Annotated in this window: 29 protein-coding genes, 2 tRNA genes and 1 pseudogene; 4 read left to right on the top strand and 28 right to left on the bottom strand. The window is 47.7% G+C overall.

Features of this window, described 5'->3' with window-relative positions:
* Nucleotides 1–13: 13 nt before the first annotated feature.
* From murD to mraZ, 17 genes and pseudogenes are all read right to left on the bottom strand, one after another.
* Nucleotides 14–1,350 (bottom strand): annotated as a pseudogene (gene murD, locus HMPREF3022_RS10625) (UDP-N-acetylmuramoyl-L-alanine--D-glutamate ligase).
* 42 nt (nucleotides 1,351–1,392) lie between these two features.
* Entirely contained in the window at nucleotides 1,393–1,992 is a 600-nt protein-coding gene (locus HMPREF3022_RS10620) for a tetratricopeptide repeat protein (protein WP_070765682.1), read from the bottom strand.
* A gap of 70 nt (nucleotides 1,993–2,062) precedes the next feature.
* Nucleotides 2,063–3,313, bottom strand: coding sequence for a tetratricopeptide repeat protein (locus HMPREF3022_RS10615; protein ID WP_283119075.1), 1,251 nt, complete (start codon nucleotides 3,311–3,313; stop codon nucleotides 2,063–2,065).
* Nucleotides 3,314–3,383: 70 nt separating this feature from the next.
* Nucleotides 3,384–4,301: an SEL1-like repeat protein gene (locus HMPREF3022_RS10610; protein WP_070765624.1), complete on the bottom strand. Its 918-nt coding sequence runs from the start codon at nucleotides 4,299–4,301 to the stop codon at nucleotides 3,384–3,386.
* A 52-nt stretch (nucleotides 4,302–4,353) separates the two neighbouring features.
* Nucleotides 4,354–4,842 (bottom strand): group II truncated hemoglobin, encoded by a 489-nt coding sequence (locus HMPREF3022_RS10605; RefSeq protein WP_070765623.1) that lies wholly within the window; start codon nucleotides 4,840–4,842, stop codon nucleotides 4,354–4,356.
* Between the two features lie 116 nt (nucleotides 4,843–4,958).
* Nucleotides 4,959–6,041 (bottom strand): phospho-N-acetylmuramoyl-pentapeptide-transferase, encoded by a 1,083-nt coding sequence (mraY, locus tag HMPREF3022_RS10600; protein WP_004518887.1) that lies wholly within the window; start codon nucleotides 6,039–6,041, stop codon nucleotides 4,959–4,961.
* 101 nt (nucleotides 6,042–6,142) lie between these two features.
* Entirely contained in the window at nucleotides 6,143–6,292 is a 150-nt protein-coding gene (locus tag HMPREF3022_RS11780) for a hypothetical protein (protein WP_003748282.1), read from the bottom strand.
* A 16-nt stretch (nucleotides 6,293–6,308) separates the two neighbouring features.
* Nucleotides 6,309–6,740, bottom strand: a complete 432-nt coding sequence (locus HMPREF3022_RS10595; RefSeq protein WP_070765622.1) for a hypothetical protein — start codon at nucleotides 6,738–6,740, stop codon at nucleotides 6,309–6,311.
* Between the two features lie 2 nt (nucleotides 6,741–6,742).
* Nucleotides 6,743–8,110 (bottom strand): UDP-N-acetylmuramoyl-tripeptide--D-alanyl-D-alanine ligase, encoded by a 1,368-nt coding sequence (gene murF, locus HMPREF3022_RS10590; protein WP_070765621.1) that lies wholly within the window; start codon nucleotides 8,108–8,110, stop codon nucleotides 6,743–6,745.
* Nucleotides 8,107–8,619 carry a hypothetical protein gene (locus HMPREF3022_RS10585; protein ID WP_070765620.1) on the bottom strand — a complete coding sequence of 171 codons (513 nt, stop codon included), beginning with the start codon at nucleotides 8,617–8,619 and terminating at the stop codon, nucleotides 8,107–8,109. The genes murF and HMPREF3022_RS10585 overlap by 4 nt, the downstream gene beginning before the upstream one ends.
* A 21-nt stretch (nucleotides 8,620–8,640) precedes the next feature.
* Nucleotides 8,641–9,495, bottom strand: a complete 855-nt coding sequence (locus tag HMPREF3022_RS10580) for a peptidase (RefSeq protein ID WP_070765619.1) — start codon at nucleotides 9,493–9,495, stop codon at nucleotides 8,641–8,643.
* Between the two features lie 24 nt (nucleotides 9,496–9,519).
* Nucleotides 9,520–10,041 carry a M23 family metallopeptidase gene (locus HMPREF3022_RS10575; RefSeq protein ID WP_070765618.1) on the bottom strand — a complete coding sequence of 174 codons (522 nt, stop codon included), beginning with the start codon at nucleotides 10,039–10,041 and terminating at the stop codon, nucleotides 9,520–9,522.
* A 180-nt stretch (nucleotides 10,042–10,221) separates the two neighbouring features.
* Nucleotides 10,222–11,700 (bottom strand): UDP-N-acetylmuramoyl-L-alanyl-D-glutamate--2,6-diaminopimelate ligase, encoded by a 1,479-nt coding sequence (locus HMPREF3022_RS10570; protein WP_070765617.1) that lies wholly within the window; start codon nucleotides 11,698–11,700, stop codon nucleotides 10,222–10,224.
* 26 nt (nucleotides 11,701–11,726) lie between these two features.
* Nucleotides 11,727–13,475 (bottom strand): peptidoglycan D,D-transpeptidase PBP2, encoded by a 1,749-nt coding sequence (locus HMPREF3022_RS10565; RefSeq protein ID WP_070765616.1) that lies wholly within the window; start codon nucleotides 13,473–13,475, stop codon nucleotides 11,727–11,729.
* A gap of 74 nt (nucleotides 13,476–13,549) precedes the next feature.
* The gene (ftsL, locus tag HMPREF3022_RS10560; protein ID WP_003681879.1) at nucleotides 13,550–13,813 is read right to left on the bottom strand and encodes a cell division protein FtsL; all 264 of its coding nucleotides are present in this window, start codon (nucleotides 13,811–13,813) and stop codon (nucleotides 13,550–13,552) included.
* Between the two features lie 62 nt (nucleotides 13,814–13,875).
* Nucleotides 13,876–14,838 carry a 16S rRNA (cytosine(1402)-N(4))-methyltransferase RsmH gene (rsmH, locus tag HMPREF3022_RS10555; RefSeq protein ID WP_049331946.1) on the bottom strand — a complete coding sequence of 321 codons (963 nt, stop codon included), beginning with the start codon at nucleotides 14,836–14,838 and terminating at the stop codon, nucleotides 13,876–13,878.
* Nucleotides 14,835–15,290, bottom strand: coding sequence for a division/cell wall cluster transcriptional repressor MraZ (mraZ, locus tag HMPREF3022_RS10550; protein ID WP_039861849.1), 456 nt, complete (start codon nucleotides 15,288–15,290; stop codon nucleotides 14,835–14,837). Before mraZ ends, rsmH begins: the two co-directional genes overlap by 4 nt.
* 402 nt (nucleotides 15,291–15,692) lie before the next feature.
* On the opposite strand from mraZ, the gene HMPREF3022_RS10545 reads away from it, so the two are divergent.
* The 3 genes from HMPREF3022_RS10545 to HMPREF3022_RS10535 all read left to right on the top strand — a co-directional run bounded on the left by HMPREF3022_RS10545 (nucleotide 15,693) and on the right by HMPREF3022_RS10535 (nucleotide 17,109).
* Nucleotides 15,693–16,844, top strand: coding sequence for a class I SAM-dependent methyltransferase (locus HMPREF3022_RS10545; RefSeq protein WP_049331949.1), 1,152 nt, complete (start codon nucleotides 15,693–15,695; stop codon nucleotides 16,842–16,844).
* Between the two features lie 106 nt (nucleotides 16,845–16,950).
* Nucleotides 16,951–17,027: transfer RNA gene (locus HMPREF3022_RS10540), tRNA-Met, on the top strand.
* Between the two features lie 6 nt (nucleotides 17,028–17,033).
* Nucleotides 17,034–17,109: transfer RNA gene (locus tag HMPREF3022_RS10535), tRNA-Ala, on the top strand.
* Nucleotides 17,110–17,248: 139 nt separating this feature from the next.
* Here HMPREF3022_RS10535 and HMPREF3022_RS10530 read toward each other — a convergent pair.
* The 6 genes from HMPREF3022_RS10530 to HMPREF3022_RS10505 all read right to left on the bottom strand — a co-directional run bounded on the left by HMPREF3022_RS10530 (nucleotide 17,249) and on the right by HMPREF3022_RS10505 (nucleotide 22,107).
* On the bottom strand, nucleotides 17,249–17,653 hold the full coding sequence (locus HMPREF3022_RS10530; RefSeq protein WP_049331951.1) for a ClpXP protease specificity-enhancing factor: 405 nt from the start codon (nucleotides 17,651–17,653) through the stop codon (nucleotides 17,249–17,251).
* An 11-nt stretch (nucleotides 17,654–17,664) separates the two neighbouring features.
* On the bottom strand, nucleotides 17,665–18,270 hold the full coding sequence (locus HMPREF3022_RS10525; RefSeq protein ID WP_039861850.1) for a glutathione S-transferase N-terminal domain-containing protein: 606 nt from the start codon (nucleotides 18,268–18,270) through the stop codon (nucleotides 17,665–17,667).
* A gap of 214 nt (nucleotides 18,271–18,484) precedes the next feature.
* The gene (locus HMPREF3022_RS10520; RefSeq protein WP_070765615.1) at nucleotides 18,485–19,270 is read right to left on the bottom strand and encodes a cytochrome c1; all 786 of its coding nucleotides are present in this window, start codon (nucleotides 19,268–19,270) and stop codon (nucleotides 18,485–18,487) included.
* 14 nt (nucleotides 19,271–19,284) lie between these two features.
* Entirely contained in the window at nucleotides 19,285–20,634 is a 1,350-nt protein-coding gene (locus tag HMPREF3022_RS10515) for a cytochrome b (protein ID WP_003681866.1), read from the bottom strand.
* 18 nt (nucleotides 20,635–20,652) lie between these two features.
* Nucleotides 20,653–21,234, bottom strand: a complete 582-nt coding sequence (gene petA, locus HMPREF3022_RS10510; protein ID WP_003681863.1) for a ubiquinol-cytochrome c reductase iron-sulfur subunit — start codon at nucleotides 21,232–21,234, stop codon at nucleotides 20,653–20,655.
* A 123-nt stretch (nucleotides 21,235–21,357) separates the two neighbouring features.
* The gene (locus HMPREF3022_RS10505) at nucleotides 21,358–22,107 is read right to left on the bottom strand and encodes a Nif3-like dinuclear metal center hexameric protein (protein ID WP_049331953.1); all 750 of its coding nucleotides are present in this window, start codon (nucleotides 22,105–22,107) and stop codon (nucleotides 21,358–21,360) included.
* Nucleotides 22,108–22,282: 175 nt separating this feature from the next.
* Between HMPREF3022_RS10505 and HMPREF3022_RS10500 the strand changes: the two genes are divergently transcribed.
* Nucleotides 22,283–23,209, top strand: coding sequence for a LysR family transcriptional regulator (locus HMPREF3022_RS10500; protein WP_049331956.1), 927 nt, complete (start codon nucleotides 22,283–22,285; stop codon nucleotides 23,207–23,209).
* A 75-nt stretch (nucleotides 23,210–23,284) separates the two neighbouring features.
* Here the strand turns inward: HMPREF3022_RS10500 and HMPREF3022_RS10495 are convergent, their stop codons facing one another.
* From HMPREF3022_RS10495 to HMPREF3022_RS10475, 5 genes are all read right to left on the bottom strand, one after another.
* Nucleotides 23,285–23,935: a TIGR01621 family pseudouridine synthase gene (locus HMPREF3022_RS10495; RefSeq protein ID WP_070765614.1), complete on the bottom strand. Its 651-nt coding sequence runs from the start codon at nucleotides 23,933–23,935 to the stop codon at nucleotides 23,285–23,287.
* A gap of 1 nt (nucleotide 23,936) precedes the next feature.
* Nucleotides 23,937–24,515: a TMEM165/GDT1 family protein gene (locus HMPREF3022_RS10490; RefSeq protein WP_070765613.1), complete on the bottom strand. Its 579-nt coding sequence runs from the start codon at nucleotides 24,513–24,515 to the stop codon at nucleotides 23,937–23,939.
* Nucleotides 24,516–24,804: 289 nt separating this feature from the next.
* Nucleotides 24,805–25,275, bottom strand: a complete 471-nt coding sequence (locus tag HMPREF3022_RS10485; protein ID WP_070765612.1) for an antibiotic biosynthesis monooxygenase family protein — start codon at nucleotides 25,273–25,275, stop codon at nucleotides 24,805–24,807.
* Nucleotides 25,276–25,314: 39 nt separating this feature from the next.
* Complete coding sequence (locus tag HMPREF3022_RS10480; protein ID WP_070765611.1) at nucleotides 25,315–25,752, bottom strand: cytochrome b; 438 nt, start codon at nucleotides 25,750–25,752, stop codon at nucleotides 25,315–25,317.
* A 23-nt stretch (nucleotides 25,753–25,775) separates the two neighbouring features.
* Nucleotides 25,776–26,231 carry a hypothetical protein gene (locus HMPREF3022_RS10475; RefSeq protein WP_049331964.1) on the bottom strand — a complete coding sequence of 152 codons (456 nt, stop codon included), beginning with the start codon at nucleotides 26,229–26,231 and terminating at the stop codon, nucleotides 25,776–25,778.
* Nucleotides 26,232–26,297 lie beyond the last annotated feature (66 nt).

The raw sequence follows: 26,297 nt of genomic DNA, 5'->3' as shown, positions 1-26,297 counted from the left end.
CTTTCAGACGGCCTTACAAAGCTTTGAACGCTTCGATAAACACTTCCGAACGGTGCGCATAGCCTTTGAACATATCGAAGCTCGCGCAGGCGGGGCTGAGCAACACAATATCGCCAGTTTCGGCTTGGGCGTATGCCGTCTGAACCGCTTCTTCCAAAGTGGCGCAGTCGGTCATATTCAGACCGCAGCTGTCCAAATCATGACGGATTTGCGGCGCATCGACACCAATCAGGAACACGCCTTTTGCCTTGCCGACAAGCGCGTCGCGCAGGGGTGTGAAGTCCTGCCCTTTGCCCATGCCGCCCAAAATCACGAAGAGAGGATTTTGCAAACCGGCAATCGCGGCGGCGGTCGCGCCGACATTCGTGCCTTTGCTGTCGTCGATAAACACCACGCCGTTTTTCTCGCCGATTTTTTCCACTCGGTGCGGCAGGCCTTGGAAGGTTTTGACTTGTTCGAGCAATGCCTCGCGCGGCAAACCGACAGCCTCGCACAAAGCCACGGCAGCCATAACATTGGCGGCATTGTGCAAGCCTTGCAGCGGGATGTCTTGCGTGGCAATCAAATCTTCATTGCCTTGTTTCAGGCGGCCTGTCTCACGTTCCAACCAAAAATCGGCTTCGTGTTCCAAAGAAAACCATTTCACCTCGCGCCCTGCCCGTTTCATCGCACGACAGAACACGTCGTCCGCATTCAAAACCTGCACGCCATCGCCACGGAAAATCTTATCCTTGGTATGCGCATAATCAAGCAAGTCATCGTAGCGGTCGAGATGGTCTTCGGAAATGTTCAATACCGTCGCCGCAGTCGGGCGCAGGCTTTCGGTGTTTTCCAGTTGGAAGCTGGAAAGCTCCAACACCCACACGTCAGCCTTTTTGCCTTTGCGCTGCAATTCCGCCTCCAAAACCGGCGTACCGATATTGCCCGCGATAACGGTATCCAGCCCGCACTTGATGCAGAGATAACCAACCAAGCTCGTTACCGTGGTTTTGCCGTTGCTGCCGGTAATCGCAATCACCTTGTCGCCGCGGCGGTTCACAATGTCTGCCAGCAATTCGATGTCGCCCAACACGCGTCCGCCGTTTTGCTTGAATGCCTCAATATCCGGCTGCCGCTCGCTGATGCCGGGACTGAGCGCCAGAATATCGAAACCATTGTCCAGCGCATCTTTCAGACGACCCGTGTAAAACACCAGCCCGTCAAACATCTTACCGATTTGCGACACGCGCTCGGCTTTCAGCTCCGCATCATAAGCAGCAACCTCCGCGCCGTTTTGCGCAGATAGGCAATCATGGAAATACCCGTACCGCCAAGCCCGGCAACGAGGATTTTTTTATTTTGAAAAGTCATTTTGGTTTTGTCCTAGTTTTTTCAGACGACCTTTAGAAAAATTCAATATCCTGTCTGATTCAATTTTCGATAATTATCACAACCTTGTTGATATCCATTATCACAAGCCTTGCCAAACCACTCTTTGGCAATCTTATGATTCTGACGAGCACCTTGCCCATTGTAATACATCACACCCAAATTAAATTGGGCTTGGGCAAACCCTTGTTCTGCAGCCTTGCGATACCACTGCACTGCCTGTGCATAATCTTGACGGACTCCTCGTCCATCGGCATACATCCCACCCAAATTATATTGGGCTTGGACTAACCCCTGTGCTGCCGCCTGCCAATACCATCTGACCGCTTCGGCATCGTCTTGGCGCACGCCTCGTCCTTTGGCATACATCACACCCAAATTATATTGGGCTTTTGCATCCCCTTGTTCTGCCGCCTTGCGATACCACTGCACCGCCTGTGTATAGTCCTGACGAACTCCTTGCCCTTGGTTATACATCAGACCCAAATTGTATTGGGCTGCAGCATACCCTTGTTTCGCAGCTTGAAGCGTTTCCTGAAAATCCGGCACAGCATCCGCCCAAACTGCCTGCACCAAGCCCAAAGATAACAGGGCTACCATCATTTTTTTTAATAATTTATTCATTTTAAAATCCATTTCTTTCAAATTATTGTTTCTGTTTTATTCTAGGGTTTCAGACGGCCTTTAGAAAAATTCAATATCCTGCCTGATTCAATTCGCGATAAGTATCACAACCTTGTTGTAATCCATTATCACAAGCCTTACCAAACCACTCTTTGGCAATCTTATAGTTCTGACGAACACCTTCTCCGTTGGCATACATCACACCAAAATTATATTGGGCTTCTGCATATCCTTGCTCTGCCGCCTTACGATACCAATGCACTGCCTGTACATCATCTTGGCGAACTCCTTTCCCTTGGTCATACATTATACCCAAATTGAATTGCGCTTGAGCGACATCTTGTTCTGCAGCCTTGTGATACCACCTCACCGCCTGTGCATCGTCTTTATAAACTCCTTGCCCATTGGCATACATTACACCCAAATTATATTGGGCTTTAGCATTTCCTTGCTCTGCTGCTTTACGAAGCCACTGCGCTGCCTGTACATAATCTTGACGAACTCCTTGCCCTTGAAGGTACATCACGCCCAAATTAAATTGAGCTTTAGCATCTCCCTGCTCTGCTGCCTTTCTGTACCACTCAATCGCCTCTACATAATCTTGACGTACACCTTCTCCACTCGCATACATATCGCCTAAATTATATTGTGCATCTGCATTCCCTTGTTCCGCAGCTTTACGATACCATCCTATAGCCTGTATGTAATCCTGATGCACTCCTTCCCCGTTAGCATATGCCACACCTAAATTATACTGACCTACGGCATCTCCATGACCAGCCGCTCTACGAAACCATTTCAACGCCTGCTCATAGTCTTTGCTAACACCTTGCCCATTAGCATACAGCATACCCAAATTTAACTGAGCATCTGTATTTTCCTGATTCGCAGCCCTATAAAACCATTCTGCAGCCTGAGCATAGTCTTGACTAACACCTTGCCCATTTTGATACAGCATACCCAAATTATTTTGGGCTCCAGTATCACCCTGTTCGGCAGCCTTACGATACCATTCTGCCGCCTGTACATAATCTTGACCAACACCTTGCCCTAGCTGATACATTACACCCAAGTTAAATTGAGCTTTAGCATTCTCTTGCTCTGCTGCCTTACGAAACCACTGCACTGCTAGCCTGTTGTCTTGACTAATACCCTGTCCATTCGCATACATTGCTCCAATACTTAATTGAGCTTCTGAATCTCCTTGCTCCGCAGCTCTCAACATATTCTTAAAATCCGGAATACTTTCAGCTAAAGCTGCCTGCCCTAACCCAAAGCAAGCCATCACGCCCATTATTATTTTTTTCATCGAAACCTTCATTCTAAAATCCATTACATTCAAATTATTATTTCTGTTTTATCCTAATTTTTCAGACGGCTTTTAAAAAGATTCAATACCCTGTCTGATCCAATTTTTGATAAGCATCACAGCCCTGTTGCGATCCATTATGGCATGCCTTGCTAAACCATTCTTTAGCAACAGATTGATTTTGAGGAACACCTTGTCCGTAATGATACATAACACCTAAATTATATTGGGCCTCAGAATTTCCTTGCTCCGCTGCTTTACGATACCAATATAAGGCCTGCTTATCATCTTGACGAACACCGAATCCATTATGATAAGCCACGCCAAGATCTGATTGAGCTTTGATATTTTCTTGATCTGCTGCACGATGTAGCCATAGCACCGCCTGTTTAAAATCTTTTTGCACGCCTAAACCATGCATATACCTTGTAGCCACAGTATATTGTGCTTGATTATCTCCCTGCTCCGCCGCCTTTCGATACCATTGGAACGCCTTCTCAGGAGCTTTACCGACACCTAATCCGTTATCATACATAATGGCTAAATTGTATTGGGCATCAAGATACCCTTGTTCTGCCGCCTTTTCATACCATTGAGCTGCTTGATCATAATCTTGTTCAATGCCTTTACCAAAAAAATAGATTGTTCCTAAATCATACTGAGCTTTAGCAAAGCCTTGTGCAGCAGCTTTTTGAAACCAATATTTGGCTTGCTCATAATCTTGAGCAACACCTTGTCCCTTATAATATAATCCCCCTAGATTGCTCTGCGCTTCAACATCCCCCTGTTCTGCCGCTCTACGGAACCAATGTTCTGCCTGTTTATAATCTTTGGTAGCCCCTTTCCCCAAGTAATACATCAAACCTAAATTAAATTGGGATGCAGCATTCCCTTGTTTGGCTTCTTGCTCTGTTTCTGCAAAATTTGGGATATCACTTGCATTAGCCATCTGTCCGAATCCAAACAAAGCAACTGCTATTCTTCTTAACCAATTTTTCATTTTACATTCTCTCTTATATTCTTTAATGTCATAGCAGCATTTTCAAACAGACTTAATCTGAAAATTCCTCAAAAAATCCGTTTACACCGTAGCTACTCAAAATCTGCTGCAATTCCGGTGTGCGCACCCATGGGTCAACCGCCATTGGCGGCATAGGCGGTTCGATACCGTCTTCGTTTTGGTTACGACACCAATCTGCCATAGCAAAAACTTGGATTAACACTGGTTCGGCAAGTGCTTTGTCGATGTCCAGTTCGCTCATGGCTTGGGCAAAGCAGGCGATCCATTCGTTGCGGACTTGTACGTTGACGGCAAAAGGCATATGGCGGGCGCGCAGTTGGGGATGGCCGTATTTTTCGACAAAGAGTTGCGGGCCGCCGAGCCAGCCGCTGAAAAATTCGTAGAGCTTTTCGCGTATCAGGGTCATGTCTTCGCCGTGCATTTGGCGCAAGGCTTGGTATTGTGGCTCAAGTTCCATTAGGTCGTAGAAACGGTCGGTCAGGGTGCGGATGCCGGTTGCGCCGCCGAAAGATTGGTACATGTTTGGAGACTTTCTGTGTGGATTATTGCGGAATTTATTTTTGAAATAGAGGATTCAGGCAAGCATGCTTACCTTACATAATGGCCGTCTGAAACTTTCAGACGGCCTTTGGAGATTTAGCGGATTTTGAGGGTACTCAATCCAATCAGCACCAAGACGATGGTGATAATCCAGAAACGGACGACGACTTGAGTTTCTTTCCAGCCTTTTTGTTCGTAATGGTGATGAATCGGTGCCATCAGGAAGATGCGTTTTTTGGTGCGTTTGTACCAACCGACCTGCAACATAACGGAAATGGCTTCAACAACAAACAGGCCGCCCATGATGACGAGGACAAATTCTTGACGGATGATAACGGCAACGGTACCGAGTGCCGCACCAAGCGCGAGCGCGCCGACGTCGCCCATAAAGACTTGTGCCGGATAAGCGTTAAACCACAAAAAGCCAAGACACGCGCCACACATGGCGGTACAGAAAATCACCACTTCGTTTGCGCCGGCAACGTAAGGTAATTGCAGGTATTGGGCAAATTGGGAGTGGCCGCTGGCATAAGCAAAGATGGCAAGACCGGCTGCGACAAGTACAACGGGGAATGCAGCCAAGCCGTCCAATCCGTCGGTCAGGTTAACAGCATTGGATGTGCCGACGATGGTCAGGTAGGACAATACCAAGAAGCCGACTACACCAAGCGGCAAGGCAACTTGTTTGAAGAAGGGAACAATCAGGATATTGTTGGCGGAATTTGTCGCAAGGTAGAACAACGCCAAACCGGCAATGATGGCAACGCTGGACTGCCACACCATTTTGAATTTGGCAGACACGCCGTTAGGGTCTTTATAAACCACTTTGCGCCAGTCGTCGTAAAAACCGAGTGCGCCGGTAGCAAGCAAGACGCCTAAGAGAATCCAGATATAAGGATTTGCCCAGTTACCCCACAAGATTGTGGACACGGTAATGGCGGTCAAAATCAGCGAGCCGCCCATGGTTGGCGTACCGTTTTTGATCAGGTGGGTTTGAGGGCCGTCGGTACGGACGGCTTGGCCGACTTTAAGCGCAGTCAGTTTGCGGATGGTCCACGGACCAAGCAATAGAGAAAACGCCAAAGCAGTCAGCGCAGCCATCACGGCACGGAATGTGGTGTATTGAAAAATATTCAGACCGGTTAACCAGTTGCTGAAATGTGCGAGCCATAAAAACATGGGGCTTCCTTTTTTGTTTTTGTTGTTACAGCGGGCTTATCGCCCAATTAAAAATAAATCGGTATGCCGTCTGAAATTACAGACGGTCTTATTGAGTAAGATTATTTCTCTACCACGCAAATTGGATAGTTTCCGGGATTCTTTCCGCCTCCCAAGTCCAAGCAGGTATCCTCATAGATAAATGCCTGTACTTTCATTCCGGCATAAAATGCGGCAATCAGCAATCCAGCCAATAGTAAAATCTTTTTCATATTTCAGACGGCCTTCTTAAGTTTTATTTTCTTGAGTCTGAAAATAATCCTTGGGATGTAAGCAAAACAAGCTGTAACAAATTGCAACACGAATGATGACATCCAACAATGGAAAACCGTTCCTAGGGGAAACCAAATAACCGACCATATTGTAGACGATATACAGTATACAGCCATACAGCCACAATCTACGCGCCCAATCCTTACCTCTCCATAGCCCAACAGCACTAACCAGCATCAATATCACTTGCACAAGCAAATGAAAATTTCCTAACCAAAATTCAAACCACCCCCAACGTCCACTTGTACTTTCGTATGCTTCGCTTATTGCCTCAAACCCTACATCTTTGATGTACTGCCACACTACAACCGGCCATAAAACTGCTGCCACTACCATCATCCCAACAATAACCTGCAACAGTATAGGCCGTTTCCTTTTCTGTTCCATTTTCAGACAACCTCTTTATCCGTCAGTGCCTCGACCACTTCTTCCATCTTCATAAAGCGCGAGCCTTTGACCAATACAGTAGCGCGTTCAGGCAAGTCGTGGCTCAACACTTGAATCAGCGGATCTTTGTCAGCAAACCACAAACCTTCCGCGCCAAACGTTTCCGCTGCTTCAACGCTGTTGTCGCCGACAAAATATGCGGCCTCGATGCCTTTATCCCGTGCATACGCGCCAACTTCGGCGTGCATGGCGGCGGCTTCGTCCTCACCCAATTCGCCCATGTCGCCCATCACAAAAATACGCGGCGCAGGCATAGCAGCGAGCACATCAATGGCGGCTTTCATACTGTCGGGGTTGGCATTATAAGTATCGTCAATCAAAGTCGCGCCTTTAATGCCTTGCTTGATATTCAGACGGCCTTTGATATTACTGAAATTTTTCAGGCCGTCTGAAACTTCGGCAAGGCTCAAACCTGCCGCCAAAGCCAGAGCAGCAGCCGCTACGGCATTATGCACATTGTGACGGCCGGGGACTGGCAACACCACGGCAACACGTTCATTGCCACGCACCAAATCAAATTCGCAGGACAACGGTTTCAACTCAATATTTTCTGCATGGACATCGCCACTGGCAACGCCGAAAGTCTGAGCATTCAATTGCGCAGTAGCGGCTTCAAATGTAGCGATATTGGCATCTTCGCACGGAATCAGCGCAATGCCGTCTGAAAGCAAACCTTCGTAGATTTCACTTTTTGCTTTAGCAATATCGCCGACGCCATCAAAACCGCAACCGACATGCGCGCGCAAAGCGTTATTAACCAAAGCAACATTCGGACCGGCGATTCGGGTCAACAAAGACAATTCGCCAAAATGGTTCATGCCCATTTCAATGACGGCATAGCGGTGTTTTTCATTCAGTTTCAACAAAGTCAGCGGCAGGCCGATATGGTTGTTGAAATTGCCGGCAGTCGCCAACACAGCTTCATCGCCGAATCGATGACGCAATACGCCGGCCAACATCTCTTTAACCGTCGTTTTGCCGGAAGAGCCGGTAATACCAAAGACAAACGGATTCACATTTTCACGCCACGCCTTCGCCAGTTTTTGCAAAGCCGCAAGCGTATCGTCAACCTTCAAAGCGCCTTTCAAAACCGCACAATCTTCGCGCGAAACCACAACTGCCGTTGCTCCCGCTGCCAACACATCTTCAACAAAGTCATGCGCATCAAAGCGCTCACCGGCAAGCGCAAAAAATACGTCGCCGTCCTGAATATCACGGCTGTCTGTAACAATACGCGAAACGGGTTGATTTTCAGACGGCATCGGAAGGCCGAGGGTTTGACAGATGAAATTTAGGTCTAGTGGTTTCATGATTGTGTTTCTTGTCCTTGTTCTACTTGTTCTAACGGTTCCACATTTTTATCCGTATTTTGGGAAACCATTTTTAAATGACGACAATTGCGTCCTGCCAGCACAATAAAAAGAATAGCGGCAAAATTTACACCGACAGTAAGCTTATGTACCGTAAGACTAAATGATAATTGCAGTACACTTTCTATATAATACGTAAAAGAAAATGCCTCTCCTACAAAGACTATTTGGAACAAGCATGGCATGTACACATACGTCATTCTCTTAAAACCTACTGCACGGTATTTAAACGCATTCCATGCTGCAGACAGCGCCAACACACCCAAAATGAAAAGTAAAATCCCAAAAAACACAGCCCATGCCATGTTGTTAATCAGTCCTTGCACACTCTGAATTGATGCCAGAATCAACCAAACCACGCCCTGCACAAAAGTCAGCCATGCCATAAATTTGCCGCTTTTGGGCAATTTTTTATAATCAGGAAATGTATTGGAAAACCAACTTTTCATACTACAAATCACTTTCTCTTATCAACTGCCGATTTTCCCATACTGCTGGTAATCGGAAAAACACAATACAATGGTTTTTCCGTTTTGGCGGTAGGGGTGGCAAAGGCTGTAATTACCGTCTTTTGCCTCATAACGTATTTCATTTGTTTGTCCGACAAATATTCTTTGCAAGTATTCACGCTCGCTCAGATTTGGGGCATAAAGATATTGCGTTTTGCTGATTGTTTCTTTATTGCTATTCCGAGTAACGACAAAACCATTATCATCGCCTACTCCCTGAGCATTGGGTGTCTGCTCATCAATCCCACTTAACTGGGAATCAACTGAGAAAGCCAAATAAACCTGTTTATTACCGATCGTATCCGGCACAATCACTGTAGCTGCTTTAAAGGCAGAATCTTCCTTCGACATCATCTCAAGGATTAACGCCGCTTTTTTGATGTATGCCAAGTCAAAACGATAATCTGCCAACGCGTTGATTTGCGATGGATTATCCTTGACGATACGCTCTAGCGATTGAGTCAAGATCTGACGTTTTTTCTGAACAGTCAGATAATTTCCGCCAAATAACAAGGCTGCTAAAACAGGAAATACTGCCAACAGCAAATATAAGGTTTTCCGGCCACCTTTGCTTTCTTCCTCTTGTCCTCGCTCGGCGATACGGGTCAGATTCAGCATGATGTTCAGTATCAAGGCACCCGCCATCACGGCAAAAATCCCCAAAATACTCATCAGGAAAATTTCCGTAATGTATTCGCGGAATACCTTAAGCCCGAAAACATTGGATAGAATCAGAACAAATACCCAATACACCAGCAGCACAACTGCCACCATACCGACGATATTCGTTGCCTTAACCAATTTCTTTGCGTTCATACTCTCAAATCTTGTTCAGAAGGCCTATCTGCTCTGATTAATCAGCGGATACGGATTCACCGCGCCGCTGGGCAGATATACGCCGTAATGCAGGTGGGCCGGTGTGGTTCTAGCGTTGCCGGTTTTACCGACATAGCCGATGACCTGCCCTTCTTTTACTCGTTCATACAGACGGATACGGGCAAATTTATTGAGGTGGGCATAGTAGTGCCATGCGCCCGGCCCTTGGATGCCGATGACTTTGCCACCCAATCGGTTGCGCCCGATTTTGGTGACGATACCGGGCGTGGTACTGCGTATCGGCGTGTTTTTCTTAGCAAAAATATCCACACCTTCATGCCTGCGCCCCTGACTGCGCGCTGCGCCCCAAGTGTCGTCAAAACGTTTGCCTTTAACAGGATTCAGCAGGCTTTGCTCAGCAGGAGGCTGTTGCGCCCTCAACTGCTCGATTTCGGCAGTTGGACGCGGAAGTTGTTTGGTTGTACAGCCTGCGAATAAAACTACGGCTGCACTGATTAATAAGGTTTTTGTCGGCATTTTCAGCATCAAATCGGTCTCCTTGTTGTTCAGACGGCCTTGTTAAAAAGTCCTCCGAAACAAACAACTGTGATGGGTTTAATGGCTGACGTGCCGTAATGCGTGTGTCGTATTGCTTTTATTGTATAGGTTTAAATCTTTTTCAGACGGCCTTAAAGTTTCGGGCCGTCTGAATATTTGCGTTATGGCTTAACCGCGCTCTGCCAATGCTTTTTCTGCGATTTCAAAATCGGAGAAATGGTGCTTCACGCCTTGTACATCCTGATAGTTTTCATGTCCTTTACCGGCAATAAGGATGATGTCGTTCGCAGCTGCCTGCTCAACCGCATAACGGATGGCAACGGCGCGATCAACCTCGACGCGTTCAGGATTAGGTACGGCAGGCAGGATGTCATGGATGATGTCTTGCGGATTTTCCAAACGCGGATTGTCGCTGGTTACGACAACTTTATCCGCGCCCTGTACGGCTGCGGCACCCATCAGCGGGCGTTTGCCGCGGTCGCGGTTGCCGCCGCAGCCGAATACGCACCACAAAGCCGCACCCTGTGGTTTGATTTCCTGCAAGGTAGCTAGTGCTTTTTCCAATGCGTCAGGCGTGTGGGCGTAATCGACAACGACCAAGGGTTTGCCACTGTTCATAATGCAGTCCATGCGGCCTGAGGCGGGACGGATTTTTGCCAGCACATCCAATACTTTATCAAGCGGATAACCGTTGGCACAAAGCAAGGCGATGCAGGCGGCGAGGTTTTGCGCGTTGAACCGTCCGAGCAGGCGGGGGCGGCAGCGGCCTTCGCCCCACGGGGTTTGGAATACGGCTTCCATGCCGTCTGAAGAGGCGGTGAAATGAACAATGCGGATGTCGGCGTGTTCGCTGAAGCCGTAGCTGTAAACGGCCAAATCAGGACAGTCTTTTTTCAGACGACCTGCGAGTTCTGCGCCGTATTCGTCATCTACGTTGATGACGGCGTGTTTCAAGCCGTGCCAGTAAAACAGGCGCGACTTAATGGCGCCATAGGCTTCCATCGTGCCGTGGTAATCGAGGTGGTCGCGGGTGAGATTGGTGAAGATTGCACTGCGAAACGGCACGCCGTTGACGCGCGATTGGTCAAGACCATGGCTGGAAACTTCCATCGCGGCGGCTGTTGCGCCTTGCTGGCGGAAGCGGTAGAGCAGGGTTTGAACATCAACGGGAGCTGGCGTGGTATGCGTGGTCTCTTCCAATGCGCCCCAAAAACCGTTGCCGACTGTGCCGATAATGGCGGTTTTTTCGCCCAACAGATCGGCAGCTTGCGCCAGCCATTGTGTGATAGAGGTTTTGCCGTTGGTACCGGTTACACCCCAAACTTTAAGGCCGTCTGAAACATTGCCGTAAACCTGTGCCGCCAACATACCGGCGCGATGTTTCAGATCTTTAATGCCTTGATTAGGAACGTTCCATTCGGGATTCCATGTGAATTTTCCGTCATCATCCCAAAAAACAAAGGTGGCGCCGTTGGCAATGGCGGCAGGGATATAGCTACGGCCGTCTGTATATTCGCCCTGACAGGCAACGAAAATATCACCTTGTTTGATTTGACGGCTGTCTGAATGCAACAAACGCCCTGCTGCGTTTTCACACAGCAGAGGCGGAAAGTTGGTTTCAGCCAAGGGGGTTAACTTGCTGAACATAAACAATATCTCTTTGATTGTTTGGATTATGACGGTACTTTGACAGTAGCGGTATTACTTAAAGGCTTAGTCGGGGAAACGCCCAAGATGTTCAAGCTTCCGCTCATGACTTCTTTGAATACGGGACCAGCAACCACGCCGCCGTAATAGCCGTTGGCAGTCGGTTCGTCGATGGTAACGGCCACAATCACGCGTGGATTTTTAGCCGGAGCAAAACCGATGAACGTACCGACGTGTTTGTTGTCCACATAGCGGCCATTGACCAGTTTACGCGCCGTACCGGTTTTCGCACCTACGTCGAAACCATCCACAGCACCGGCAGTACCGGTACCGCCGGCTTCAGTAACGGAAACCATCAACTCGCGCACTTTTTTTGCAGTAGAGGCTTTGATGACGCGCTTGCCTTTAGGCGCAACCGCCTGTTTTTCAAAGCTGACCGGCAACAATTCGCCGTCATGGGTCAGGACAGTATAGGCACGCGCCAATTGCAACAGGCTCAATTGCAGGCCATAACCGAAAGACATGGTTGCCTGTTCGATTTTTTGCCATCTGCGCCAGCTTCTCAACAAACCTGCAGTCTCACCAGGAAAGCCTGAATGCATACGCACACCCACACCTAAATCGTGATAGAAATCGTACATTTCTTTAGGCGTAAACATGGCAGAAAGTTTACTGGTACCGACGTTGGAAGATTTTTGCATAATGCCGCGCACATCCAAAGTAGGATAAACGTGGGTATCTTGTACGGTAGCCGGACCGATTTTGTAAGGCAGAGTATTGAACGTATCGGTTGCATCCACTTTTCCGGAATCCAATGCTTTGGCAATGGTAAACGGCTTCATGGCAGAACCGGGTTCGATCATATCGGTTACAGCGCGGTTGCGGCGCTGTTCGCTATTGGCTTGGCCGGGCTGATTCGGATCGTAAGCCGGGCTGTTGACCAAAGCCAAAATCTCGCCGGTTTGCGCATCCAATACCACAACGGTACCCGCTTTGGCTTTGTGATAAGCCACAGCCTTGTTCAACTCGTCATAAGCCAGCGTCTGAATACGCTGATCCAAAGACAAAATCATGTCTTGGCCGTTTTTAGGCACGCTGTTGCGTGGAGAGTCGAGGCTGTCAACGATATTGCCTTTGTTGTCACGCAATACGACTTTCGCACCATCTTCACCGCGCAGACTGTCCTCACGGGAAAGCTCCAAGCCCTCCTGACCTTTGCCGTCGATATTGGTAAAACCGATAACGTGCGCAAACAGATTGCCCATCGGGTAATGGCGTTTCAATTCTTTTTGGAATGCGATGCCTTTAATGCCCAATGCTTTGATTTCTTCTGCTTTCTCGTAGCTGAGTTGACGTTTCAGATAAATAAAGCCTTTGTCTTTTTTAGACAATTTATTTTTCAAAACTTCAACAGGCACATCGGCAATGACCGACAGTTTTTCTAACTGCTCGTCAGTCGGCATTTCCTCCATACCGGAAGGCATGGCATACAATGATTCAGTAGGCGCACTCAAAGCCAATGTGGCACCATTGCGGTCGGTAATCATACCGCGTGATGCCGGCAGCGGAAGCGTACGCACAAAACGTTGGTCGCCCTGATTTTTCAAAAATTCATGCTGACTGGTTTGCAGATAAACCCCGCGTACCAACAGACCGGTAAATGCCAGCGCAACAGCGCCCAGCACCAAACCGATTCGCCCGTTACTTGTCAGCGGCTTTTTCGTTTTTGTTGTTCCAGACAGCATTTGAGGTTTATATTCGTTCTTAATTAACATGTTGGACTTCTCATGACTTAGCTGCTCAGTGAGCTATTAATTCCCGTAAACACCTTGAAAACAAGGCTATATTCTTATTTTTTGCGTTCCAGCATAGCCGTATTATGCGCACCAGGCGGAAGCAGATGTTGCTTTTCGGCCGCCACTTTAATCAGTTTGTGGTTTGCCAATCTTGCTTGCTCCAATTTCAAGCGCGCGTAATCCTGTTCCAACTGAATTTCCCGCTTTTGCGCCTTATCCAACTCGATAAAGTGCAAGCGCGACTGGTTTTGCTTAAACACTACGGCAAAGGCAGAAACCGTCACCAAAACCAGTAATAAAATATTCAACTTACCCATTTCAAACTTTCAGACGGCCTGTCAACAGAAACATCCCTTGCAACAATGCCGAAACGCTTTCCCTAGTCAACAACCGAAAATTCGCCGCTACTGCGCTCCGCCACCCGCAAAACCGCACTGCGTGCACGCGGATTAGCTTCAGTCTCTATCGAACCCGGTTTGATTGCTTTGCCCACAGCCTTCAAAGGCGGCTGAGGCAAATCCGCTTCCTTAACCACTGCCCAACGGGGCAAAGGCGCATGTTGCGAATATTTTTTAATAAACTGCTTCACAATTCTGTCTTCCAGCGAATGGAACGCAATGACGGCCAAACGTCCACCCTCTTTCAGACGGCCTGCAACCTGCGGCAAGACTGCCTCTACCTCTTCGAGCTCGCGGTTAATAAAGATGCGAACTGCTTGGAAGGTGCGCGTTGCAGGGTCTTGTCCGCGCTCACGAGTACGGACGTTTTGCGCCACAAGCTGCGCCAGCTTGCGGGTTGTATCGATGGGACTTTCCTCCCGTTGCGCAACAATGGCGCGCGCAATCTGGCGACTAAACCGCTCTTCACCATAATTCTTAATTACCTCGTGTAAATCCTGTTCGGATGCAGTTGCAATCCATTCTGCCGCAGACATCCCGCGGGTCGGATCCATCCGCATATCCAACGGCGCATCAAAGCGGAAACTGAATCCGCGGCTGCCATCGTCAATTTGTGGCGACGAAATCCCCAAATCAAAAAGCACACCGTCAATCTTATCGATGCCCAATTCATCCAAGGCCGTTTGAAATGTTTCAAAACCATTGTGTACGACACTGACACGTTTATCTTGCGCCGCCAGCTCATTAGCTACCGCAATCGCCTCGGGGTCTTTATCAAAAACAACCAAACGACCCTGCTCACCCAAACGCGACAAAATCAGCCGGGAATGCCCTCCCCTACCGAACGTACCGTCCACATAAATCCCGTCTTCACGGATTGCCAACGCATCCACCGCCTCATGCAACAAGACAGTAACATGCTGATAATTTTCAACTTTACTCACAATTGCAAATCCGTTTGACTCAATTGGAAAGCCAATTCATCAGGATCGATATCCAAAGCCTGATTCATTTCCTCTTCCCAATGTTCGCGACCCCACAACTCCATACGGTTTGCACGGCCAACCAAAGTAACTTCTTTTTCAAAATCCACGCGTTTGCGCAGATTGGCCGGAATCAAAACGCGTCCGGCGCTATCCCACTCCAAAATCTCCGCATTGTGCAGCAGTAAATTCTGATACCGTTGCAAAGCTTCATTGCCAGCTACTTTCAACTTCAAAATCTGCTCGGCTTTTTCTTCCCAAACGGGCTCGGGGTACATCAATAATTTTTTTCGGGAATCCAGTGTAACCACAATTGCAGGCGTATAACGGCGCAGCAAAATATCGCGGAATTTGGCAGGAATCGCCAACCGCCCTTTACTGTCCATACTCAATTCATGAGCACCGCCAAACACATCACACCCCAAATTCGATTAAAATAAAACTAGAGTGGGATTAAAAATCCCACCTTCCTAAAATATTTCGTTTTCACTTCTACGGAACACTTTTTGGGAAAAAGTAACCACTTTCACCCACTATGCCCCACTAACCGACACTATAAGAAATTTTGGCAATCAGGTCAAATCAACCCTTTATCTGAAATGAAACACTAAACACTTAAAATTCAATAGCTTATATATACAAAAATGCATGACAAATTAATATGCTAGCCATTTTATATGGCATAAAACACCATATCTAGTATTATTTATGTTTTTAAAATACTACATATAGTATTTTTACACCCGATTACCACCCCTCTCACAAGGGGCTATAATATACAAACAAATTCAAATTTTTTACATTATCTAACAGTCATGAAGCCACAACTCCCCCTCCCTTCCACTGATGCACAAGCCTCTTCAGCACACCTGACGAAGCTCATAAAAAACGAAATTGAACAACATCAAAACTGGATACCCTTCTCCCGTTTTATTGAGCTTGCCCTTTACACACCTCAATACGGTTATTACAGCGGAGGCAGCCATAAAATTGGTACGGACGGCGACTTCATTACTGCCCCAACCCTCTCCCCCTTATTCGGACAAACCCTTGCCAAACAACTTGCCGAATTACTGCCGCAAACAGCAGGCAATATCTACGAATTTGGTGCAGGTACAGGTCATCTCGCTGCCACACTCTTGCAAAATCTTTCAGACGGCCTGAATCATTACTACATTATCGAGCTATCGGCAGAGCTTGCAGAAAGACAACGTCAACACATTCTTGAGCACACATCTCCCGAAACAGCCGCAAAAGTCATCCACCTCACCACATTACCCGAACACTTTGACGGCATCATCATCGGCAACGAAGTATTGGATGCCATGCCGGTTGAACGCTTGATTTATCAAGATGAAGGGTTTCAACAAATCGGCGTGAGCCTAGAGAATGACGAGCTAATCGAAACCATCAGACCATTGACCCAAGCCGAACTGATACAAACAGCCTCCTTGTACCTCCCTCCTTTCCATTCATACACAAGCGAGCTACATCCTGCACAATATGCCTTTATCCAAACCCTGGCCGCCAAATTGCAGCGCGGCGGCATAATATTTATCGATTACGGCTTCGATGCCACTCAGTATTACCACCCGCAACGTAAAGAAGGCACATTTATCGGCCACTATCGCCACCATACCATCCATGATCCGTTTTTCAATATCGGCCTGACCGATTTGACTGCGCACGTCAATTTCACCGATATTGCACGCGCCGGCACGGAATCAGGTTTAGACTTAATCGGCTACCTGCCCCAATCCTATTTCCTGCTCAATCTCGGCATCACCGATTTGCTGGCACAAATCGGCAGCCCAGATTCAGTTGAATACATCCAAGCAGCCGCCGCAGTACAGAAACTGATACATCAGCACGAAATGGGCGAACTTTTTAAAGTGATCGCTTTTGGCAAAAACATCGATATCGACTGGGCAGGCTTTAGCCACGGCGATATTTGCCATAAGCTATAGCCTGACAACCTACTTTTTATTTTTTAAAAACAATAAGAAATAAAAAAAACCAAAATTAGCGCTTGCCAAATATTCAAAAAAAACTATAATAGCGACTTCACGAAACGGCGAATTAGCTCAGTCGGTTAGAGCAGAGGAATCATAATCCTTGTGTCCGGGGTTCGAATCCCTGATTCGCCACCAAATTTCGGGGGTATAGCTCAGTTGGTAGAGCGCTTGCATGGCATGCAAGAGGTCAGCGGTTCGATCCCGCTTACCTCCACCACTAAACAAAATAGCTCTTGTTAAATGCAAGAGCTTTTTTGTTTGGGCTAATTAATAACCGTTGCTCATTAATTTTGCCATTTCAATACCCAATCAATAAAGGCCGTCTGAAACATTTCAGACGGCCTTTTATCTTTTACTTACTTCACAAGCTTCAATACTTTTTTCGGTTTTTCTTCCGCAAATTCAGCTTTTTTATCTTCAGCTACCGCAACCTCGGCAAAAGCAGGCTGATATGGTTCTACCTCAAAACCCATACCCTCTCCACTTTCACGGCCAAATATACTGACAATATGACCGACCGGAATCCAAATCTCGTGCGCTACGCCGGAAAAACGGGCAGAGAAATTGACCCATTCGTTGTCGATATTCAAGTTATGGCTGGCGGTAGGACCGATATTTAAAACAATTTCATTGTCACGCACATACTGCATCGGTACACGGGTATGTTCATTTACCCAAGCTACGATGTGCGGTGTTTGGTTATTATCCAAACACCATTCATACAAAGCACGCAACAAATACGGTTTGGTTGAAGTTGCCATATATCCATCCTTTAGCGGCGCATGGCTTTTTCAGCCGGCGTCAATGCCTCAATAAAGGCTTCGCGTTGAAAAATACGTTCCGCGTACTTCAGCAAAGGCGCAGCAGATTTACCCAGTTTGATGTCGTAATAATCCAAACGCCACAACAGCGGAGACAAGGCAACATCAATCATAGAAAAGTCATCGCCCAAGATGTATTTGTTTTTAGTAAAAGATGGTGCCAACAATGTCAAACCATTGCCAATGGCTTCACGCGCTTTAGCTTGTTCTTTATTGGTAGATTCAGGGTTTTCCAGCACTTGCACTAAGCTGAACAATTCTTTTTCCATACGGTACAGTACCAAACGGCCGCGACCGCGCATAACAGGATCACCCGGCATCAACTGAGGATGAGGGAAACGCTCGTCAATGTATTCGTTGATGATGTTTGATTCGTGCAAAATCAAATCACGCTCAACCAGAACCGGTACTTGGTTATACGGATTCATCAAAGCCAAGTCTTCGGGTTTATTGAACACGTCCACATCTTTGATTTCAAAATCCATGCCTTTTTCATACAACACAAAACGGCAACGTTGGCTGAATGGACAAGTAATACCCGAATACAAAGTCATCATAATCTTCTACTCCTGATCAATCTTTTCAGACGGCCTTAAGCCTTATAAAAATTCAGAAAGAATTATACATAATTTCAAATACTTAATCCAGAAATTTAAAATAACACACTGTTTACATTAAGCAATTTTTAGATTTGCATTAATCCGACATAAATTGATTAAGCAAACAAAAAAGGCAAACCTGAAACAGGTTTGCCTTTTTGATTCAAAAGAATTAATGAACGTCTTTCCAGAATTCTTTTTTCAGGAAGTACGCCAACGGCAACATTACGGCAAACAGGAATGTCAAAACCATGTAACCGATACGGTGGCGTTGCAATTGAGCAGGCTCACCCATGTATACCAGGTAGTTTACCAAATCGCGCACATACGCATCGTACTCTTTTTGGATTACTTTACCATTAGGCAGACGACGGCTGTGCAGACCGGTAGATTCCCAATACAGTTTAGGAGTCAGGTTGCCATGCTCGTCTTTAATCATAACGGGCTGACCTTTGGCATCCAACTCAACGGCTTGAACACCTTGTTGCTCCCACAATGGGTGAGGCATACTCGCGCCGGCCAAAACGGTATTATTCCAACCGGTCGGACGAGTTGGGTCTTTATAGAAACCGCGCATATAAGCGTACAGGTAGTCCGCACCTCTAGAACGGGCAATCAGGGTCAAATCCGGCGGAGGCGCACCCAACCATTTGGAGGCATCTTTCGGATCCATTGCCGCTACCATGACATCACCAACGTTGTCTGTTGTGAACATCAGGTTTTTCTTGATTTCATCTTCAGTCAAACCGATGTCTTTCAGACGGTTGAAGCGCATACCGCTTGCAGAGTGGCAAGACAAACAGTAGTTTGTAAAGATTTGCGCACCGTGCTGCAGACTGACTTGATCACGCAGGTCGATATCGACTTTTTCGTAGTGTCCGCTGCCGCTGGCGACGGCTGCACTCATAGGCACTGCCAACAATAAGGCAGCAAACCAGTTTTTCAGAGTTTGTTTCATTTTCGCTGCCCTCATCAGATATTGGTTGCAAACAGGTAAGCACCGACAACGGTAATACCGACGTAAACAAAGAACATAATTTTTTGTTTAGTAGTGCTCATGGTTACGCGCTCAGGAACTGGTTTGTTGGTATCCAGTTTGGTATAGAACGGCATACCCAGGAAGAATGCAAAGTAGACGAAAGACAGGATACGTGCAACCAAAGTACGAGTATCAGTTGCTACCATTGCACCCAAAATACCCAAACCGATGAAGGCAATGATGAACAGAACCAACGCAGTTTTGAAGATTGGGCCGCGATAGCGGACAGATTTAACCTCGCCTTTATCCAACCAAGGCAACAAGGCGATCAGGACAACTGCTGCACCCATACCGATTACACCCCATACCTGAGTACCGGCAAAGGAAGGAATCGCACGCAAAATTGCGTAGAACGGAGTGAAGTACCATACCGGCGCAATGTGAGGAGGTGTTTTCAGCGCATTTGCTGCATCGAAGTTCGGCGCTTCCAAGAAGTAGCCGCCGCCTTCAGGTGCAAAGAACAACACAGAACAGAAGACAATCAGGAATACAACAACACCCAAGATGTCTTTAACAGTGTAGTAAGGATGGAATGGGATACCATCGCGTGGAATACCGTTTTCGTCTTTGTTTTTCTTGATTTCAACGCCATCAGGGTTGTTAGAACCCACTTCGTGCAGGGCGATGATGTGAGCCACAACCAAGCCGAGCAATACTAGAGGTACTGCGATAACGTGCAGGGCGAAGAAGCGGTTCAAAGTAACGTCGGAAACGTTGAAGTCACCGCGGATCCAAGTGGACAAATCAGGACCGATAACAGGGATGGCGGAGAACAGGTTAATAATTACCTGCGCACCCCAGAAGGACATTTGACCCCAAGGCAACAGGTAACCCATAAAGGCTTCTGCCATCAATGCCAAGAAAATCAGGGAACCGAAAATCCACACCAATTCACGAGGTTTTTTGTATGAACCGTAAATCAGACCACGGAACATGTGCAGATAAACGACGATGAAGAAGAAAGATGCGCCGGTGGAGTGCATGTAGCGGATAATCCAGCCGCCGGACACGTCGCGCATGATGTACTCTACTGCGGTAAAGGCAGCAGGCAGATGGTAGGCGTTAAGGTTGCCGTCCGGTTTGTAGTTCATGGTCAGGAAAATACCACTGACGATTTGAATTACAAGGACAAGCAGGGCCAAAGAGCCGAAGTAATACCAGAAGTTGAAGTTCTTCGGCGCATAGTATTGAGCCAAATGCTCATTCCACATTTTAGACAGAGGGAAGCGAGCGTCCATCCAGCCTAACAATGCTTTTGCTTTGCTATTGGTTTGGTTTGCCATAATTATCGTTCCTTATTTTTAGTCTTCGCCCACCAAAACAGTTGTATCGCTCAGATATTTGTAAGGCGGTACAACCAAGTTGGTCGGTGCAGGAACACCTTTGTATACTCGGCCTGCCATGTCGAATTTCGAACCGTGGCACGGGCAGAAGAAGCCGCCTTTCCAGTCTGCACCCAAATCCGCAGGGGCAACGTCGGGACGGTAGGTCGGAGAGCAACCCAGGTGGGTACAGATACCGATAGCGACGAGGAGGTTCGGCTTGATCGAACGGGTCTCGTTTTTACAGTTTTCGGGCTGATGATCCACTTCGGAATTAGGATCTGTAACTGCGCCATCCAAACTTTTCAAGTCTTTGAGCTGTTGATCTGTGCGGTTGACCAGCCAAATCGGTTTACCCTGCCATTCGGCAGTCAGCATTTGACCTGCTTCGATTTTGCTGACATCTACTTCGACAGCAGCACCGGCAGCCTTAGCTTTCTCCGATGGGAAGAAGCTGGCCACGAAAGGCGTAGCTACGCCTAGAGCCGCCACACCGCCTGCACCGCATGTAGCCAGTGTCAGGAAACGGCGGCGACCGTTGTTGATTTCTTGATTATCCATTATTCAGTCGTCCTAAAATTTTGGGAATACCGAGCCATTAAACAGCGTAATTCTACCTAGTTTGTTGTAATACTCAAAGCATTATTTAAAATAAGGTAAAGTTTTTATGATATTGCTCAATACTCAGGCAGGGTTGTTTTCATCAAAGTGAACCACTTCGATACCGAATTTTTCTGCCACGGCATCGCCTAAGGCACGGACGCCGTAACGTTCTGTCGCATGATGGCCGGCACTGATAAATGCCACACCCGTTTCATTGGCAAGATGATATTGCGCTTCCGAAATCTCACCGGTCAGATACGCATCGACACCTTCGTCTACGGCTGTCTGAAAAAATCCCTGCGCACCGCCGCTGCACCAGGCAATGCGTTTGATTTCGCGTTCAAGATCGCCGATAACGGTCGGCTTGCGGCCGAATACCGCCTCAATGCGTTCAGACAACTGCGCCAGCGTTTCCGTGGTTTTCAGACGGCCTGTATTCAACAGATTTTGCTCGCCGAATTGTTTTTCGAGCACCCAATCGAGTTTCTCGGCCAACTGCGCGTTATTGCCTAATTGCGGGTGCGCGTCCAGCGGCAGGTGGTAGCCCGCCATATTGATTTGGTGTTGCAGCAAGGTTTCAATGCGTGTTTTTTTCCAACCGGTAATCGTGACAGGCTCGCTTTTCCAAAACATGCCGTGGTGGACCAAAAGCATATCCGCCCCCTGCTCTACGGCAAAATCGATTGCAGCTTTGCTGGCGGTAACCGAAGTGGCGATTTTGGCAATTTCTTCTTTGCCTTCGACCTGCAAACCGTTGGGTGCATAGTCCTTAAACAGCCCGACCTGCAATATCTCATCGCACCAAGCCAGAATTTCGCGGCGTAAAGCCATATTCCGCTCCTTATATCTATCTTCAAAAACAGCTTCGCATTCTAACCGCAAAATCTGTTTATGCCTCAAATTCTTACATTCCGATTTCAGCAATCATTCCCAACATTAATCATTTGCACATCATCATGAATTATTTTAATATACACCACCTTACCCACAGGCCGTCTGAAAACACATGGACTCTATTATCGAATTGCGTCATCTCAAAACCTTGCTGGCTTTAGAAGAAACCGGCAGCGTTTCCCTTGCCGCCAAACGGGTTTTCCTGACCCAATCCGCCCTATCACACCAAATCCGCGCCTTGGAAAATTATTACGAAACGCCGTTGTTTGAACGTAAATCCACACCTTTGCGCTTCACGCCTGCCGGTATGCGCCTATTGCAACTGGCACGCGAGCTGTTGCCGCAGGTTGCCTCCGCCGAACGTGATTTGGTGCGGATTATTGAAGGCGAAGCCGGCGAACTCAGGCTTGCCGTCGAATGCCACACCTGCTTTGACTGGCTGATGCCGGCCATGGGCGAGTTCCGCCCCTTATGGCCGCAAGTTGAATTAGACATCGTTTCCGGTTTCCAAGCCGATCCGGTCGGGCTGCTGCTGCAACACCGCGCCGACCTTGCCATCGTTTCCGAAGCCGAGCCGCTCAACGGCATCAGCTACCGCCCTCTGTTTGCCTATGAAATGGTCGGCATCTGCGCAGAAGATCACCCGCTTGCCGACAAAGACATTTGGGAAGCGGAAGACTTTATCGACGAAACCCTGATTACTTATCCCGTCCCCGATGAGATGCTGGATTTGCCCAAAAAAGTACTGCTGCCCAAAGGCATTAATCCGCCGCGCCGCCACAGCGAGCTGACCATTGCCATTATTCAGCTGGTTGCCAGCAAACGCGGCATCGCCGCCCTGCCCTATTGGACGGTCATGCCGTATCTGGAAAAAGGCTACGTCGTCCACCGCAAAATCACTTCAGACGGCCTGCAAAGCAAACTTTATGCCGCCATTCGCACGGAAGATGCCAACAAAGGCTATCTGGACAACTTCTGCCAAATCACGCATGACCGCTGTTTTGCCGACTTGCCGGGTTTGAGCGAATTGGAAATGTAAACTTGAAACAATCAAAAGGCCGTCTGAACAATTTTCAGACGGCCTTTTTTAATATATACAAAAGTTTCACTGCTTCTATTCGGATTCATCCGAACCCAAACACGCCGACAAATCGATTTCAGACGGCCATGTTTTATCAGGCGTAACCCGAATATCGAAATGCTCGCCGCGATAGTCGAACACCAAACGCCAAGCGTGCAGAAACAGATGTTCCGCCTCATCGCCGCCATACAGCGTATCGCCCAAAATCGGACTGCCTATGCTTTTCATGGCCACGCGCAGCTGATGGGTTTTGCCGGTAAACGGTTGCAACACAAACAGGCGCAAACCGGGCTGCAGGCTTTGGCTGCTGAAACGGGTAACGGCAAAATTATCCTCGTCTCGCGTCAGCTTCCATGTACCGCGGCGCGAACGCGCCATACCGCCTTTCACCCAGCCCTGCTTTTTCGCCGGCTTGTGCGTACCGAGTGCCAAATAAGTTTTACGCATGGTTTTCTCGGCAAACTGTGCCGACAAAGCGGCCGCGCTGTCGCGGTTGAGCGCAAACAGCAACAGGCCGCTGGTGGCCTTATCCAATCGGTGAACCAGCCACACGCGTTCAACACCGAGCTGCTGCGCCAGCGATGCGGTCAGGCAAACATCCCCTTCCGATTCGCTGTGCACCGATACGCCGCAAGGCTTAGTGATGACCACAAAGTCTTTGTGTTCAAAAACAATGTCCCACATTTCAGACGGCCTTCAACACAATACCATCGCCAAGCAGGGTCAAAATACCCAGCAGGCAGAACAAAATACACGCAACAATGCGCACTGCTTTGGCCGGAATCTTGCGCATCAGCATTTCGCCCAAATACACGGCAGGCACAGAAGCAATCATCAAACCGGCAATACTGCCGAACACGACCAGCAGGATAGATTGGTATTTTGCCGCCAAAAGAACTGTTGCAATCTGCGTTTTATCGCCGATTTCCGCCAAGAAAAACAGGACGACCGTCGCCGTAAATGCGCCGTATTTCAGCCACTTGCCGTCAGGGTCTTCGTCTTTGTCCGGCAACAGCAGCCATAATCCGACCGCAATAAAACTGCCGCCGACCACCCATTTCATGACTTCGGGCGAAATAGCGGATGCCAGCCAGACACCGAGTGCGGCTGAAACAAGATGGTTCAACAGGGTTGCAATAAAAATACCGGCAACAATCGCGTTTTTGTGGGCAAAACGTGCTGCCAAAAAGAGCGCCAGTAATTGCGTTTTATCGCCGATTTCGGCAATGGCAACGCCCAGCATCGAGGAGAAAAAAGCTTCCATGATTTAAGATACTCAACCGAAAAGCGGGCAAACAAAAAGCGCTGTGCATACCGCCCGCAAGGGTATGGACAACGCTTACGTCTTGCCTGTCTTCCGATAAAGCAGAGAAGATACCGCTGCCACGGCCGCACAAGCCGATTATGTTGACAACGGTTTCGGCATTGCACCGAATGGCTACTCCCGTAAGAGTGAAGCGCGAATTGTAAGGCAAATCATGGCCTGAAGCAACAAAAAGAAAAACAAAAGGCCGTCTGAAACCTCATTCAAGCAGGTTTCAGACGGCCTGCGATTACTTGCCGCATACTTCAAATTTACGGCCGGATCCTTTGCCATTGTATCTGCCAAAACCATGCGGCATATCGTTTTCAATCACTTTAAACAAACCCGGGCTGGCTGTAACCCCTTCAGGCATATTATCCGGCAGGGCCTGACGCATCTTGGCAGTAGCAGCTTTAAAATCTTCCATATTGCGCCAACGGGCTACGTTGACCAAATGATATTTACCGTTTGGGTCTATATTTTGGTGCAGGCGCGTAGCTATATAGCCCGGCTGGGTTTTCAAAAAATCACGCGCTTTTCGCCAAGAAGCCAAAGCTTCGGCTTCTTTACCCTGCGGCACTTCAAAAGTATTAATGAGGACGACACTGTTTTGAAAGGCTTCACATTTTTCCTGCCACTGTTTGGCATTTGCAGTACAACCGACAGCGACAAAGGCAGTGGCGGCAGCGGCAATCAGAGCTGTTTTTTTACGGATATTCATATGGATAGTTCCTTATAGGTTTGAATTGATGTGAGATATTTAATCTCTTCCGAACATTCGGGGCATTACGGATTCGCCTTTGATGTGGTGGTAAACGACCATGCCGATATGTCCCAGAGACAAGAACAGCAACGAAAATGCCAGTGCTCCGTGAATCTGTCCTTCCTGAGTAATTTGTCTCATAACACCTGTGACTGAAACGGCAAGCATCAGAAGATACATTGCCCAATGTCCAAATTTGGCAGCCATACTGCCAACCGATCGATTGCTGGACTGGCGGATTGCCCGCATCACACGCCAAACAGACAATATCAGCAGAAGAAAGCCAACCGCCTTATGAGGATTAGTCAAAAACTTCAGACTTTCATCCATATTCCAAGCAATGGCGGTTGCAAACATAAACAGATAGCAGGTCGCCATAGTCCAATGCAGAAAGCGGGTTGTAGTGCCGTAACGTTGCGGAATATCAGGTTTCATGATGTTTTCTCTTAAATTAACAATTAAATGGATTTCAATTTGGGTTTACGGATAGAAAATCCGTCTTTCATGCTCAGTCCCAACAGCGTCAGATTAGCCATACCGGCAATCAGTTCTACGATTTGAACGATATAAAACACGCTGTCAAACTGTCCGGAAGAAGCGCGGTTATTCAAGAAAAAGGCACAAGGCAGCAAAATCAGCATTCCATTGGCAGCGATAAAGGGCATACGGCGGCGTTTCGCGGCAATCGCAGTATGTTTGCTTTTTCCACCCATTTTCATGCCTGTTGCACCTGCAACTGCCATACAAGCCATCAGCCCGAATAGCGCATAAACAATGGTTTGTTTTACAACAACGATGGTTTCATGCGAGCTGAAGAGTTCGCTTAATACGGTACTGATCCAAAATGAGGCGATGAATAAACATGCACCTGCTCCTGCCGCAGCATGGATTTTGCGTAAAGTATCGCGGTTCATAATATTTCCTTTGAATGTTTAAGATAGGCCGTCTGAAATTTATATAGCAAGCTATTAAGTTAAAAT

The sequence above is a fragment of the Neisseria sp. HMSC065C04 genome (assembly GCF_001815375.1).
Taxonomy (GTDB): Bacteria; Pseudomonadota; Gammaproteobacteria; order Burkholderiales; family Neisseriaceae; genus Neisseria; species Neisseria flavescens_D.
The sequence above is the reverse complement of the archived record's forward strand: the minus strand, read 5'-3'. Positions and strand labels throughout refer to the sequence as shown.

Bases quoted from the DNA above. Each gene is read 5' to 3' on its own strand.
- HMPREF3022_RS10620 (WP_070765682.1), bottom strand. From the start codon at position 1,992: ATGAATAAATTATTAAAAAAAATGATGGTAGCCCTGTTATCTTTGGGC.
- HMPREF3022_RS10615 (WP_283119075.1), bottom strand. From the start codon at position 3,313: ATGAAGGTTTCGATGAAAAAAATAATAATGGGCGTGATGGCTTGCTTT.
- HMPREF3022_RS10610 (WP_070765624.1), bottom strand. From the start codon at position 4,301: ATGAAAAATTGGTTAAGAAGAATAGCAGTTGCTTTGTTTGGATTCGGA.
- HMPREF3022_RS10605 (WP_070765623.1), bottom strand. From the start codon at position 4,842: ATGTACCAATCTTTCGGCGGCGCAACCGGCATCCGCACCCTGACCGAC.
- mraY (WP_004518887.1), bottom strand. From the start codon at position 6,041: ATGTTTTTATGGCTCGCACATTTCAGCAACTGGTTAACCGGTCTGAAT.
- HMPREF3022_RS11780 (WP_003748282.1), bottom strand. From the start codon at position 6,292: ATGAAAAAGATTTTACTATTGGCTGGATTGCTGATTGCCGCATTTTAT.
- HMPREF3022_RS10595 (WP_070765622.1), bottom strand. From the start codon at position 6,740: ATGGAACAGAAAAGGAAACGGCCTATACTGTTGCAGGTTATTGTTGGG.
- murF (WP_070765621.1), bottom strand. From the start codon at position 8,110: ATGAAACCACTAGACCTAAATTTCATCTGTCAAACCCTCGGCCTTCCG.
- HMPREF3022_RS10585 (WP_070765620.1), bottom strand. From the start codon at position 8,619: ATGAAAAGTTGGTTTTCCAATACATTTCCTGATTATAAAAAATTGCCC.
- HMPREF3022_RS10580 (WP_070765619.1), bottom strand. From the start codon at position 9,495: ATGAACGCAAAGAAATTGGTTAAGGCAACGAATATCGTCGGTATGGTG.
- HMPREF3022_RS10575 (WP_070765618.1), bottom strand. From the start codon at position 10,041: ATGCTGAAAATGCCGACAAAAACCTTATTAATCAGTGCAGCCGTAGTT.
- HMPREF3022_RS10570 (WP_070765617.1), bottom strand. From the start codon at position 11,700: ATGTTCAGCAAGTTAACCCCCTTGGCTGAAACCAACTTTCCGCCTCTG.
- HMPREF3022_RS10565 (WP_070765616.1), bottom strand. From the start codon at position 13,475: ATGTTAATTAAGAACGAATATAAACCTCAAATGCTGTCTGGAACAACA.
- ftsL (WP_003681879.1), bottom strand. From the start codon at position 13,813: ATGGGTAAGTTGAATATTTTATTACTGGTTTTGGTGACGGTTTCTGCC.
- HMPREF3022_RS10545 (WP_049331949.1), top strand. From the start codon at position 15,693: ATGAAGCCACAACTCCCCCTCCCTTCCACTGATGCACAAGCCTCTTCA.
- HMPREF3022_RS10530 (WP_049331951.1), bottom strand. From the start codon at position 17,653: ATGGCAACTTCAACCAAACCGTATTTGTTGCGTGCTTTGTATGAATGG.
- HMPREF3022_RS10525 (WP_039861850.1), bottom strand. From the start codon at position 18,270: ATGATGACTTTGTATTCGGGTATTACTTGTCCATTCAGCCAACGTTGC.
- HMPREF3022_RS10520 (WP_070765615.1), bottom strand. From the start codon at position 19,270: ATGAAACAAACTCTGAAAAACTGGTTTGCTGCCTTATTGTTGGCAGTG.
- HMPREF3022_RS10515 (WP_003681866.1), bottom strand. From the start codon at position 20,634: ATGGCAAACCAAACCAATAGCAAAGCAAAAGCATTGTTAGGCTGGATG.
- petA (WP_003681863.1), bottom strand. From the start codon at position 21,234: ATGGATAATCAAGAAATCAACAACGGTCGCCGCCGTTTCCTGACACTG.
- HMPREF3022_RS10505 (WP_049331953.1), bottom strand. From the start codon at position 22,107: ATGGCTTTACGCCGCGAAATTCTGGCTTGGTGCGATGAGATATTGCAG.
- HMPREF3022_RS10500 (WP_049331956.1), top strand. From the start codon at position 22,283: ATGGACTCTATTATCGAATTGCGTCATCTCAAAACCTTGCTGGCTTTA.
- HMPREF3022_RS10495 (WP_070765614.1), bottom strand. From the start codon at position 23,935: ATGTGGGACATTGTTTTTGAACACAAAGACTTTGTGGTCATCACTAAG.
- HMPREF3022_RS10490 (WP_070765613.1), bottom strand. From the start codon at position 24,515: ATGGAAGCTTTTTTCTCCTCGATGCTGGGCGTTGCCATTGCCGAAATC.
- HMPREF3022_RS10485 (WP_070765612.1), bottom strand. From the start codon at position 25,275: ATGAATATCCGTAAAAAAACAGCTCTGATTGCCGCTGCCGCCACTGCC.
- HMPREF3022_RS10480 (WP_070765611.1), bottom strand. From the start codon at position 25,752: ATGAAACCTGATATTCCGCAACGTTACGGCACTACAACCCGCTTTCTG.
- HMPREF3022_RS10475 (WP_049331964.1), bottom strand. From the start codon at position 26,231: ATGAACCGCGATACTTTACGCAAAATCCATGCTGCGGCAGGAGCAGGT.